The organism is Candidatus Nomurabacteria bacterium (assembly GCA_023898565.1).
Classification (GTDB): Bacteria; Patescibacteriota; Minisyncoccia; order Phycocordibacterales; family UBA918; genus OLB19.
The window spans coordinates 685317-698806 of the sequence record CP060228.1 but is presented as its reverse complement, the minus strand read 5'-3'; the positions used below and the strand labels follow the sequence as shown (position 1 = coordinate 698806).

Sequence of the window (13490 nt, the reverse complement as noted above, 5' to 3'; positions counted from 1 at the left end):
GCTTACGCATCACTACGCGCAGCCTCAATGAGCTGCTCGACTGCAGCCTGCGGCAACGCACCGTTGATTGGATATGTCTTACCAGACGGACCAATGATGATGCTCCACGGCGTACCACGACCACCAGTTTCGACTGCATCATTTACATCATCTTGCACCTTGCTGTTATTGCGGCCGCTCTCCAAGCACTCTGTAAGTGCAGCTTTAGTCACCCCCGCATTGGCAGCAAGAGTCGTAACTAGTGTTTCATGAGCAGTTTGTTCACCAGCTCCACGGGCAGCAAAATACGCGTCAGTAAATTTCCAAAAACCGTCATTGCCTGCCAGCTCCGCAACACACTCGGATGCAACTGCTACATACGGCGCATTGGGATGCAACTGCTCAAGCGGCATGTGACGATACACCCAGGCAACATCATCATACTTTGCCACCACCTGGTCCATTACTTCATGGAAACGGCTACAAAATGGGCAGTCGAAATCAGAAAACTCAACCACCTTGATTGGCGCCTCAAGTGATCCTTTGATGTGATCTCCTTCAACCACCGGATCAACCTTACCAGTATTATCAGCCTCAGCTTCGGCTACAGCAGCTGCAGGGACAGGTGCTGCTGAACCGCCACTGAAGTATAATCCAGCGCCAATAAACATCCCTGCAATAACGATAGAAATTGGCACTGCCAAATCTTTTACAAGTGATGACTGATGCTGCGTACTCATTGGTGCAAAATCACTGGCAGTTGGATGCGCTGATACTACAGAACTCTCATTTGATTGTGTGTTTTTTTCTTCCATACTAGGGTTACTACGTGCAATTAATCTAAGTAGTACAAGTATACACGCAAGACAAGTAAGACTCTAGTGAGATATAAAAAACAGGGCCATTAGGCCCTGTAAATGTCATCGGTCAATTGATGATTCTCGCCATAACGCGAGCAACACCATCCTCGACAATGCCGAGTTTGCGTGCAGCTCCATAAGAGAGATCGAAACTGCGTCCCTCCACGTACGGACCACGGTCAGTGACTTTCGCCACCACACAACGACTGCCGTAGCAGAACTGTACTTCAGTTCCACACGGCAGTGATTTGTGTGCGACAGAAATGCCGTACATATTAAAGACCTGGCCACAAGCAGTGCGAGCACCGTGACACTCACGGTCCTTGCCGCACTCGTTTGGGCCGCCGCCGCCATAGTGAGAAACCTCAACGTGCATGACCTGAGGCTCCGCCTGCGCGTCTTTAACACCGACCATTGCCGAAACAGCAACCATCAGAGATAAAGATACCGGGCGGAGCACGCTACATCGTATTTTCACTTTTGTACACCTCGAAAGAAGTTAAAGAACGGATTAAATCCACTTCTTATGACGCACAAAAACAACTTTTCTTACAGCAATCCAAGCAAGTGACCAATCACAAGTACGAGTACAAAGTACAAAAGTGACCAGCCTTTTGCTGGCGGAAAATACTTTGCCATGAAGCCGGTATACTGCAGCCACCACTTCTGTCCGAACCACGACATAATAATGGCACCCATGCTATCAATCAGCAAAAGCGTGTAAACGATTACCATCCAATTTATTTCCATACGCTAAGTATATCACCGCCGACTCAAACGGTGTCGTCTAATCGCCTCGTCACGTTGACTACGCCGTTTTTGAAGCTGGTCGTTAAATCGCTGACTATTAGTCATTCCCTTACTCTCCTGGTACGCACGCTCCATTAAAAGTTTTTGGTAGTTCCGAAACTCCCGTTCAGTAATGTCGCCAGCTGCAATTGCTGCCAACACGGCACACCCCGCGCTTTTTTCGTGATCACAGTTACGGTATCTGCACTGCTCAGCAAACTGCTCAATACGCACAAATACCTCATCTTCAGCATCAGCGTCACCGTCCAACACCCCAAGCTCACGCATACCTGGAGTATCAATAAGAAAGCCGCCCTGTGGCAACACGAAGAGCTGACGCGTCGTGGTTGTATGACGCCCGCGACTATCATCTTCGCGAACACCACCGACCGCTTGCGCTTCAGTATCCAAGAGCCAATTCGTGATTGTTGACTTGCCCGCCCCTGATGAACCAAGCAATACCGCAGTGGTGTCAGCACTCATGTGCTCCATAACATGTTCCATACCCACACCAGTCCGCGCCGAAATTGAGTAGACCGGCACCCCAGCGGCCATAACTTCTGCAGCAGCCACCAAATCCTCCACTGCTTCAGCTAGATCTGACTTATTGAGAAGCACTACTGCAGGTATGTTGCTTTCTTTTGCAAGCAGCAAATACCGCTCTAAACGACTAAGGTTGTAGTCGCCATCAAGGCCCATCACAATAAAAATAACATCGACATTGGCAGCAATTATTTGCACTTCGTCATCCTCTGCACCACGTCGCTTAATAACAGACGTTCGCTCCATGATCTGTTCAATCACCGCCTTGTCATCCTCAAGGAGCTCCAAAGAGACATAATCTCCCACCTTTGGGAAAGCCCCGTCTTCGTGAAAATTTCCACGCACCGTCGCAATCCACGTCTTACCCTCCACGCTAACAGCGTAGTTGGTACGACGAGCTTCAATAACACGACCAGTTACCATACGCTACATTTCATCTACCATTTCAATACCAAGAAGTGCACCGCCATTTTCAATCAACTGCCCTACCGCAGCAACAATCGCAAGCCGGTATGCTTCACGCTCAGTACCATCAAGAATTACCTCCTTGCCGTACCAGCTGTTAAATGCCGCACAAAGCTCAAGCAAATACTGAGCCACATGATGTACCGAGAGATCATCGATTGATTTTTGCACCACATCTTCAAAATAGAGCATGGTACGTAGCAGTTCAGCTTCCACACCTAGTTCGGCAACGGCCGGAATGGTTTCGACCGAAACCATTCCGGCCTTCTTTAGAATCGACTGTGTCCGCACATACGTATATTCGACATACATACCGGAATCACCCTGCACATCCACCGACTGTTGAAGATCAAATGATATATCTTGCATACGATCAGACTTCAAAAAAGCAAACTTCACCGCTGCCAGAGCCAATGTTTCAGAAAGCGCTTCACGAGTAGCGACATCATGTTTTTCTTCCGCTTTGAATCGTTCGCAAATAGTTGCCTTAACGGTATCAATTACATCATCTAAAAGCACCACCGTACCTGCGCGCGATGACATCTTCTTAAATGAACCATCTTCATTCTTAAGTCCCACGTACCCATATGAAACATGAGTAAACTCATCAAGAGAACCAATACCGAGCTGTTCACAAACCGCAAAGAGTTGCTTCAGTGCCAGAGATTGATCAGGACCAATCACCCACACGAGGCGGTCGGCACCATACGTGCGCTTCTTAAGATCAGTGAGTGCAATATCTTGAGTAATATACAATGAAGTGCCGTCGTTTTTAAGAAGAATTGTGTCTGGCAACTTGTACTGCTTCTCAAGATTCGTCAGGATTGCCCCATCTTCGAGTTTGGTAAAGAGACCGCTCTCTAAGCCGCGCTCAATATACGCCTTACCGGCCTGGTAATGCTCATGCTCATACCACACCTTATCCCAATGACTTCCAAGTCGCGCTAGCACACGCTCGTTGCCGTCATATGCAAACTGGAGTACATGGCGCCACAATTCCCATACCGCAGCATCTTCAGCTTCCCAAGCAACCACCATCTGACGCACTGCCGCATCAATTTCAAGACTCGCTTTCGTATCAGCTTCGCCCAGCACGTAACACTCCGTAATGAACTCATCCGGCTTCATGCCTTTTGCTTCTGGCGTCAACCACGCTTCCTTGTGTGAAATCCAATATTGTATATCGGTTGGCACCGCGTCATTTTGCTTCATGTGAGCCAAAAAGCCGTACATTGCCTTGGCAATTGAGATTCCTCGGTCGTTGTACACCGCGTCAGCAATTACTTCCGCCCCGGCCGCTTTCATGAGCTGCACAATACCCATGCCGACTAGATTGAGACGTAGGTGGCCAATATGCATGGCTTTATTTGGATTAGGTGAGGTATGCTCAATGACCCATTTCTCACCAAGGTGTGATTCATTGCTGCCAAATGCGCTACGTCGTTCAAGAATAGTACCGACTTGTCCAATCTTAACCTCCGGACTAAAATGCAAATTCAAAAAACCTGGACGCACCGCTTCAGCAGTCATGAGCCCGGGAATAGACAAAGATTCTAAATGAACCGCGAGCGTTTCTGCTAGTTCGAGCGGGTTTTTGCCTAGCTGCTTGGCGTAACGCATAGCCGCATTTGAAGCGTACTCGCCAAACTCTGGCTGAGCCGCCCGCTCAAAAACCACCTGTGGCGCATCCACTCCGGCTTCAACCAGCCATGCAACAATTGCCTGACGAATCTTTTCTTTAACCTCTTGCATCATATGTAAAACGTTTGTTTTCATTACCATAGCACAAAAACCTAAAAATCACTGCACGGACAAAAGAAAACCCGCCGTGGCGGGTTTAGTGCTCATCGTCGAGGAGGAGCAGGTTTTGAGCGATGAACGCGATTGTCTTTTCCGTCTGAGCAAAGATTTGCGCAAGCACATTTCTATAATGCAGCTCATCGGCCTTTACGATAAGTGCGTCCTGTACACAAGCAGAGTATTCCGAGTCCAACTGCAATAGATTGACCAAAAGCACAAACAGGTCACTGGGCATCTGCGCTTGGTAGGCGTTGAGCACAGCCACTTTGGGACCTATTCGGCGAGAGAGGCGACGTTCCACCACCCCGCGCGCCACATGCATGGGAGCTTCGATGACTTTCTGCAGAAAACACGCTTTTTCAGCATCAGACAAAACTGAATACCGCGTGCACATTTCTGTGAGATTGTAGTACTTGGCTCGCAAGTAACTAATCAGCTCAGACCAAGACGACTCCGTTGAGAAAACATACTCACTGAAATCACCGCAGATGACTCCTCCATTTTCAAAACCGTACACAAGGTGACGGTAAAACTGAGGGCCCACCCGATGCGCCAATGTTTGCACAAAAGCTGTATTGCACGGAGTGAAGGCAAGGCGTACATTGCGTGCCGCCGCCCACTCTGTAAGCATGCGAAGTGACGCAAACGGTTCGCCATGCATCCCCGCTTTAAAGAGAACGAAGCAATCCATATCACTCCGCAAGCGATTAAAATCACCATGAATGTACGATCCGTAGAAAGTAGCACAGCAAACACCATCAACCTGCGGCAACTCCATTCGCAACTTGGCAGCCACATCGTCATGAATACCATCTGCTGGAAGACGCAGATTTTTAATCTCGTCCCATGTGTATACAACACCCATTTCATTCTCCTCAAGAACTTCACATAACTGCTGCGAAAATACAATATTTTTTATGTTTTGTCTAGATATAAAAAGGGCGCCCTTCGGGCGCCCTTTATAAATACCTCACGACTGCAATCGCTCACGGACTGTCGCTGCCCGCTTGGCGCCCCTTAGACCATCGATGATTCGAGGAGCCAGTTCTTCTGCCGTATTGAGTACTGTATGCACCGCCGAAACCGTACTACCGCTGGCAGCAATACGAGGCACACCACCCTCGTGCAAGGTCGCGACCAACGTAAGATGCTCATTCCCGACGCGGAGCTCACGCTCCAGACCGGTTCTGACAGTCTTTTGCGCACCAACAAGCGCCTCGCTCGGAACGAGCTCGAAGAGACTGCACTGTGCCTGCAATCCTCTGATTTGCTCGCTTACAAACGCAGCAGCTTGCTTAACGGTCTTGTACTGCACAACCATAGCGTACAGCATGCTTTGCAGCTCAACCTCGGTGTATGGAACACTGTGCTCTTCGCGCGCCTCTTGAAGCCGAGCGAGTTCGCACAACATGCCGTACGCAACACCTTTTTTGAATTGAGCGTTGGGGAAGATCTGCTGCTGGAGTGACTTCGGCAATGATGCAAAACGAATCGCTTTACGTACTTTTTCCGGTGTGGAGCGAAACTCGTTTGCAAAGCTGGTCATGGTCATGACCGGATTTTGTCGCTGGTATTCCCACCACAACAGTGTTAGGAAACGAGCTTCGTCATCCTGCGAGAGCGCTTCGTGGGTATTTTCGTGATACTGCAACTGCAGCAATTCCAGAAAATCCCCTCCAAATTGCAGGTCTGCCAAATACTCCCCGCCGACAGTTTTTACCGCACACAGACGCTGATGACCTGCAACCAAGAAAAAGTAGTAAATTTCACCACCCTTCTCTTTTACCGGCACTGGCGTAAATTCACTCATATGATGTCGAACGCCCCACATTTTGTTTACCCGATTGAGGTACTTCTTCGCCTGATTAGCGGTAAGCGCCACAATCAACCCCGGTGTCTTCTGGCCCAGTTTACGAATACTGAGTGTCAGGTCTTCCAGATGCGACTCACTCATAGTTGATCGACCTTGCCGCAACACTCCGATAATGTCAGGCGACAGCAAGACAGGAAACACATTTTCGGGACGCTTCGGGCGCACCGCTTCAAGACTAAGCTCTTTCATGAACGTCTCCTCATTTGACAAAAGTGAAAATGAACAGAATAACTAGTCGCAGTATAGCAGCGAAATCTCATCCTGCAATCTTTTTAAATACTGAAGCACCCTCGTCAGAGCATCTAGCAAAATAAAGGGCGGCCCTTCGGGCCGCCCGCACTACACCACTCCAATCAAACGCCGAAGCTCGGCCTCCACGTGCACCCACTGTGATCCCGGCTGACGCCAGTTACCACAGCGAATCACGTTAAACGGCAAGGTTTTTGATTGATTCCAAGGATGATCAGGCAAGAGCATTGTCATTTCTGACCTTCCGGCAAAATCAGCCACGTGACCAAGGCTGTCATCCACCAACACCGTCGTGCCGATTTCCCGGCAAACCGTCAGTTTCGAGCGATACCGGTCAGGATTTTTAGCCCCGAAGCCATTGGTCATATGGAGCTCTTTAAACATTCCCCTAAAATGCAAATCAAGCATTCCCATAGTGCAGTCGCGCAACGTGTCACAGCGCGCGGTCACCATGTGCGGTACGATGTATTGTTGCAGTCGTCTGAGCGCCACAGCAGCACCGCGCATGGGTAGCTGCTGCCTCCAGTAATGCAGGCAAAACAGTCGAATGCGCTTAACGAGCTCATTGTACTCGATACCAAACACTTGGATGAGATTAAAATCATAAATATCTTCATACAAAATGTTTGTACCGTACTGCCGCATCAGCCAATATGCCAATGGTCGATTGAGCTCAAACCCAACATCATCACAATCAAACGCAACCGGTAACAGTTTCGACATGACTTCCTCCTAGAAGATCTTACCAACCTCGCTACGTTATACGTGATATGACAAAATCTGTCTAACCCCTATTCGCTCCGCAAGGCATCCACCGGCTGGAGGCGCGAAGCATTGCGTGCCGGGTACAGCCCAAAGACCACACCCACCAAAAGCGATACAATCGCGGCAATCGCAATCACCTGGGTATTCACAAGTACCGTAATGAGATCACTATCAGCAAAGACCTGATTGGCCAGTTTACCAGCCCCCAGACTAAGTAAGATACCGATAAGGCCACCAAAGCCAGTCAGCACTACCGACTCAATGAGTATCTGAAGCATAATATCGCGGTCACGCGCACCTACCGCCTTGCGCAACCCAATCTCTTTCGTACGCTCAGTCACGGTAGTAAGCATCATATTCATAGTGCCGATACCGCCGACAAAGAGCGCAATCCCACCAACAATTCCCAAGAACAGACTAATCATCTGCGTAGTCTCCTCCGCACTTTCAATAAATGCTTGCGCCGTCTCAACACTAAACATGTCGCTACTATCGTCTGCAAGCTGCCGAGACGCATTAAGCGACTCAAGGATATGCTGCCCCGCGATTTCATAGTAGGTTGCGTCTTCAAGCAAAATCGCTACCGAAGAAAAGTACTTCGTACTTGTGAGTGTACCAACTGCACGATCATACGGTACCAGCATAAGACCATCCCCCCGCGTAAACATCATTGAGCTCGACTCAATGACGCCAATCACGGTGTACTTACTCCCGCTAATAGTAATCTCCTCACCCAGGACGGAGTAGCCTGTCTCCTCCAGCACCGTATCAGCAAAACCATCCGACACAACCACCACCGACTCGCCATAGCTTGGGTCAGTAAAATCAAATACCTCACCCTCGACCACATCGTAATTTTGCACTCCCTCATAGTCACCAATCACAATCTGCAGTGTTGGTGAAAAATCAGCACCAAAGGCAATCACCTCTGCGCCATTTACTGACTTCGATGCCAAGGCACTTTTTACATACGGCTGTTCTTCCATCCAGGCAAAGTCAGCGTAGCCGATATCACCAGATACGGTTAGGTCTCCAGAAGCAAAGGAACTGAATCTATCCATCACGTTTGACGACAGACCTTCACCAAGCGCCAGCATGGCAGTGACCGAAAAAATCCCAACCACAATACCAATCACCGTCAAAAACGACCGCAACGGATTGCTTCGTAAAGCTTGGAATGACTCAGAAATTAAGAAACGATTTTTCATATCTATTTATTACCCTTCGTTTCAAAGACACGTCCGTCTTTAATATTAATCACGCGATGCACCACTTCGGTCAAAGAATCATCGTGCGTCACCATCACGATAGTAGTACCAAATTTTTCATTCAGTACATTGAGTGAATCAATAATATTCTCGCCCGTCTTCGAGTCGAGGTTACCCGTCGGCTCATCGGCCAAGAGCAATTTTGGCCGAGCTACGAGCGCTCGCGCAATCGCGACGCGTTGTCGCTGACCACCCGAGAGTTGATTGGGTCGTTTGTGCCAATGCTGCTCATCGAGATCTGCCTGCGTGAGCGCTTGGCGAATATACTCATCAAAGTCGCCGGTAAATGAGCGCTGATAAATGAGCGGCAACATCACATTTTGATACACCGTCTTCCCCGGCAGCAAATGAAACGACTGAAAAATAAAGCTAATGTCTGTGGAGCGAAGTTCTGCCAGCTCATCTGAAGACATGTTATTTACGAGCTGCCCGTCAAAGTAATACTCGCCGCTCGTAGCAATATCGAGACCGCCAATAATGTTCATGAGCGTCGATTTCCCCGAACCAGATGGACCAAGAATCGCAATCATGTCACCGCCTTCCACTTTCAAATCAATGTTATGGAGAATTGGAATTTCAGTGCCACCCTGCAAATAGAAACTCTTAGAGATATCCTTGAGCTCCACGACTGTTTTTTGTGTACTCATACGCAGGTGGAAGATTAGTTACTCGGTGGCGCACCGCCGCTATTTCGACCTGGACCAAAGCCGGCCTGCTGCACTGCTGAGCTAGTGTCCGTCGATTCTGCTAGCGACGACGACACAATGACCACACCCTCATCAAGTCCACTGATAATTTCGGTGTAATACTGACCAACAATGCCCGTCTCCACCTCCACATCGTAGGTCGCTACAGGTGTGCCATCAGTACGAACAATGCCCATGCGCGCAACCTGCTGCTGTTGCTGCTCAGTGAGTTCATCCACTACTGTCACCATCGGCACGCCTTGCTCATAGGTAATCGCGGTAGTTGGAATACGAAGTGCATCAACACTTTCCTCTTCGACAATCTCAATATCGGCAAGCATACCCTCTCTAAGGATCACTTCTGATGACGAACGATCGTAGTCTAGAAGTGCCTGCACTTCATACTGCGCCACGCCACTAGACTCTGGCAGTGAGCTAATCTGCGTGATTGTCGCTTCAAAGACTGGCTGGCTTGTGAATGATGTCACCGTCACCTTTACCCGCTGTCCGACTGCAATCTTAGACACATCGCTAGCACCGAGTGTGAACGTAGTTAGAAATTCATCTGAAATGAGCGTACCGAGACTAATGCTATCGCTCGTACCACCCGTTGGTGTAGCACCCTCCACGACGTTTTCCATCCCTTCGACCGTTCCAGCAAACGGCGCCACAATATCGCGCTCCTGCACCACGTCGTAATTCTGACTAAGTCGCTGACGAGCTTCTGCCAAGGCAGTTTCAGCCTGCTCAACACTAAGGTCGCGATAGCTAGAAGCATCTGTCCGCTCGAGGTCAACCAGCTCCTGCTTGGCATTAGCAAGACTCACTTCCGCATCGGCAATGGTCTTCCTGAGGTTCGCCACTGTGTCCTCATAATCTTTCTTGGCTTCGCTATACGTTGCGATTCGATTATTAGGCACATATATAATCCACTTATCACCATTTTTAGTACCACTTGGGAATGTCACCTTCAGTCCACGCGTTCCGATATCCATTGCTTTTCCAAATATCACTTCCTCTGTCGCTGTCTCAAGACCTGAGAGTCGATACGAAAACCCAGAATCTGCACCAGAACCATACACTTCAATCACGTACACTCCTTCAATATTGCTGACATACCGCCCAGACAGTTGCGGCTCGGTGCGCTCCGATAACACAGCTGCCTTATCTGGATGCGCTACCACTTCCAAATCCTCGTTCAAAAAGTCCACATACGCATCAGCAATGTCGGCCGTAGCGTCACTGATAGTTTTTTCATAGCCAGCAATTTGATTTTCTTTCGTGCGAATTTGTGTACTTGGTGTCACGGCACTTGCCTGCTCTTCCTCAAGTGCGAGTGCCGCTTCAGCCACCGCCACACGCGCTGACTGTGTATCTACATACGCATCACTCTTATCAAAAGACAGCAAGACATCTCCGACTTCGACATGACTACCATTTTGGACATTTACTTCATCGATTCGACTCAGCTGCTTATACACATCAATATCAAGCTTCTGAGCAGCTACAATATCACCCGTGGTCTGAATACCTGACGTCACCTCACCACGTTCAACGGTATCTACAACGTAGAAATTAGTGACTGCTTCTGTATCAGTGGTGTCCTGATTATAAAAATAAAGCCCGCCAGCCATGATGACCACCGTACCGACATACCACTTATAGCGTCCAATAAAAGAGAATAATTTCATACGATTCGTTATTGCCAACGTATTGTAACGGTTGGCAGATTAGTAATTAAAGAAAGACTGCATTTCTCTAGATATTACTACACGAAATGATGAGTAGTATTACAAAAGCCGGCAAACGCTGCGCGTTTGCCGGCTTTTGAGCAAACCTACCTACTCAACCTTAAACTGAAACATCATGCCGGCATGTAAATGTTCAGCAATGTGGCAGTGCGCCATCCAGTTGCCAGGATTGCTCATATCCACCAAGAGATCGACAGTCTGACCTTGCGGAATTAAGACCGTATCCTTCCACTGCAGATTATCATTTGGAGCACCATCACGCGCCAACACCACAAAACGCTGGCCATGGAAGTGTAGCGGATGCTGCATTGGATGCATGCTTTCTGGATCGTTATACACCCGCACTTTTACCATATCTCCCGCTCTAAATTGCCAGTCAATCTTTTCATTCTGGAGCTTGGTAGCAGTATCTTCAATCACCCATTCAAGCGTTTCATCTGTACTTGTATTATTCATCATTTGCATAGTATCTTCCCACTCGATACCGTCGCTTACATGACCTTCAGCACTTAAATACGGCTCGCAGCCAGCCATTTGCGGCATCATCTCACAATGCTCTACTGCTTGTTCGTGAGTCATCTCCATGCCCATCAGATTCACTACCCCTTCGCCGCCACTCATCATTCCGCCACTCATCATTCCGCCGCCCATGCCTTTCATGTGCATGGTAAGACGAAGCTGTTTGTCTGGCTCTGCTCCCAAATACGAAGCAAAATTTGTACGAATAGCCGCATAATCATCTACATTATCTCTAAGCACAGAAAAGTCATCAGACACACCTTCGTGTGACTCACTCACAGCAACCTTACCAAGTAACTGACCACGATGTTCAATGATGTATTCACCTGGCTCCGCATACACCACCTCAAGCACATATCGCTCAGCTGGCGCAATTATCTGATGACTTATCAACTCCTCATGCTCAATCCGACCCAAATCTCCACCCACCTTCTTCACTTCAGCACCAGGAAACGCTAGGTCGAAAGTCCGAGTATTGGCCACGTTGGTAATAAAAAGTCTTGTTACATTACCAGCAGAAACGGAGAGTTCATAGTCAGCCTGGTCATTTATGAGCAACTTGTTACCGTACCGACCCATAAGCGTATTGGTGATCACGTCGCTATAAAATCTCCCGTCTTCTAAAATATCGTCCACAATCAGATATTCTTCTGCTGCCACTTGGTTCCAATACTGTTCCTCCTCCACAATAAAATTCCCATAGAGACCGAGCTCTTGCTGGTAATCTTCTCGCACGTGTGGATGATACCAATACACGCCAGCATCGGGGAATTCGAGCTCATACGAAAACGATTTGCCGATTGCGACCGGTGGGGTTATCGGTACCGCCCCATCCATTTTCCAATCACCGCGCAATCCGTGCGAATGAAGTGCGGTATCCATGTCAATTTTATTCGTAAAATTAATAGTCACTTTTGCACCCTTTTCTACCTTAATGACCGGCCCTGGAATCTGTCCATTGTATGCCAAACGCTTTACTACTCGATTACCAACTTCCTGCTTCACAATTGAAGCCGTCAAATCAAACGCGTCACCATCTTTGAGCTCTACGACTTCTGTTGGCTGTACCAAAGGTACGTCATGTTCGTCAAACAGTTCCATTCTCCCTTCCTCAACACCATAGAGCAATTCTCTTGGCGCTTGCTTTGAAAGCATGACAGCGCCACCAATAATAAACGCAGCTACAATAATACTTACTATGTATTTCATATTCTCTTAGTTATCCTTTAAAAAATAAACTAAGATTGTAGGTACACCTTAGGATGTAAAACACCGCTAGCAAACAGCTCCCTAAGAGGATTATGAATATCTCGCCAGTGACGTGCCGTGGGGGAAACCTGTCTTGGAGAATCGGGCCTGATTACTGAGATTAAAAAAAGTGGCAACACCCCAACCGTAACAAGTCCGAAAAATACCATAACCGATGGTACTAAAGTAACGAAGTTAGCCTGCCAGGCACTTATGTGATCAAACAAATCCATCGGACACCACACTTCATGGTTAGCCATGAACGGGCAATCACTCTCACCCGCGCTCATTTCGCCCCTGTCGACAGACAACACAAACAAACCTAGTTGAATGCCTCCTAAGAAAAATAGTCCGATTAATGCAGCTGCCCACTTCATATACTATTAGTATAGCAAAAGCCGGCAAACGCTGCGCGTTTGCCGGCTTTTGCTATCGATGCGGACACCCTGGCCAACAACACGGCCGACGTTTGCCTTTTAACATATCAGCTCGCACTCGCTCAATATGCTGCGCCCTAGTCTCCGCCTTCTTTACCGAAGTTGTCCAACAAATCCATTCGTTGCGCGCCAGTGGCGTGAGCTTATTCCAAGCCGTCAACACTTCCGGTGCCGACGTCAGCATTACCCGCATATCGTTCGGCACTCTGTGCACTACACCTTGTGAAACTCGAGCGGACATATTCTATAGTGTACCAA

14 protein-coding genes are annotated in these 13490 nt (G+C 48.4%); all 14 read right to left on the bottom strand.

The window, feature by feature from the left end; all coding sequences use genetic code 11:
* Positions 1-2 precede the first annotated feature (2 nt).
* Positions 3-794 (bottom strand): thioredoxin domain-containing protein, encoded by a 792-nt coding sequence (locus H6780_03730; protein USN88569.1) that lies wholly within the window; start codon positions 792-794, stop codon positions 3-5.
* 112 nt (positions 795-906) lie between these two features.
* Positions 907-1272 (bottom strand): hypothetical protein, encoded by a 366-nt coding sequence (locus tag H6780_03725; protein USN89260.1) that lies wholly within the window; start codon positions 1270-1272, stop codon positions 907-909.
* Positions 1273-1388: 116 nt separating this feature from the next.
* Entirely contained in the window at positions 1389-1589 is a 201-nt protein-coding gene (locus H6780_03720; GenBank protein ID USN88568.1) for a hypothetical protein, read from the bottom strand.
* Positions 1590-1601: 12 nt separating this feature from the next.
* Positions 1602-2594, bottom strand: a complete 993-nt coding sequence (gene rsgA, locus H6780_03715) for a ribosome small subunit-dependent GTPase A (protein ID USN88567.1) — start codon at positions 2592-2594, stop codon at positions 1602-1604.
* A gap of 3 nt (positions 2595-2597) precedes the next feature.
* On the bottom strand, positions 2598-4412 hold the full coding sequence (argS, locus tag H6780_03710; protein ID USN88566.1) for an arginine--tRNA ligase: 1815 nt from the start codon (positions 4410-4412) through the stop codon (positions 2598-2600).
* 61 nt (positions 4413-4473) lie between these two features.
* On the bottom strand, positions 4474-5301 hold the full coding sequence (locus H6780_03705) for a hypothetical protein (protein USN88565.1): 828 nt from the start codon (positions 5299-5301) through the stop codon (positions 4474-4476).
* Between the two features lie 105 nt (positions 5302-5406).
* Entirely contained in the window at positions 5407-6498 is a 1092-nt protein-coding gene (locus H6780_03700) for a hypothetical protein (GenBank protein USN88564.1), read from the bottom strand.
* A 150-nt stretch (positions 6499-6648) separates the two neighbouring features.
* Positions 6649-7281 (bottom strand): hypothetical protein, encoded by a 633-nt coding sequence (locus H6780_03695; protein ID USN88563.1) that lies wholly within the window; start codon positions 7279-7281, stop codon positions 6649-6651.
* Between the two features lie 68 nt (positions 7282-7349).
* A complete protein-coding gene (locus H6780_03690) occupies positions 7350-8531 on the bottom strand; it encodes an ABC transporter permease (GenBank protein ID USN88562.1) in 1182 nt (393 codons plus the stop codon).
* A 2-nt stretch (positions 8532-8533) separates the two neighbouring features.
* Entirely contained in the window at positions 8534-9238 is a 705-nt protein-coding gene (locus H6780_03685; protein ID USN88561.1) for an ABC transporter ATP-binding protein, read from the bottom strand.
* Between the two features lie 14 nt (positions 9239-9252).
* Positions 9253-10968: an HlyD family efflux transporter periplasmic adaptor subunit gene (locus tag H6780_03680; GenBank protein ID USN88560.1), complete on the bottom strand. Its 1716-nt coding sequence runs from the start codon at positions 10966-10968 to the stop codon at positions 9253-9255.
* Positions 10969-11118: 150 nt separating this feature from the next.
* Positions 11119-12756 carry a multicopper oxidase family protein gene (locus H6780_03675; GenBank protein ID USN88559.1) on the bottom strand — a complete coding sequence of 546 codons (1638 nt, stop codon included), beginning with the start codon at positions 12754-12756 and terminating at the stop codon, positions 11119-11121.
* A gap of 29 nt (positions 12757-12785) precedes the next feature.
* Complete coding sequence (locus H6780_03670) at positions 12786-13172, bottom strand: hypothetical protein (GenBank protein ID USN88558.1); 387 nt, start codon at positions 13170-13172, stop codon at positions 12786-12788.
* 52 nt (positions 13173-13224) lie between these two features.
* On the bottom strand, positions 13225-13473 hold the full coding sequence (locus H6780_03665) for a YdeI/OmpD-associated family protein (GenBank protein ID USN88557.1): 249 nt from the start codon (positions 13471-13473) through the stop codon (positions 13225-13227).
* Positions 13474-13490: the final 17 nt, after the last annotated feature.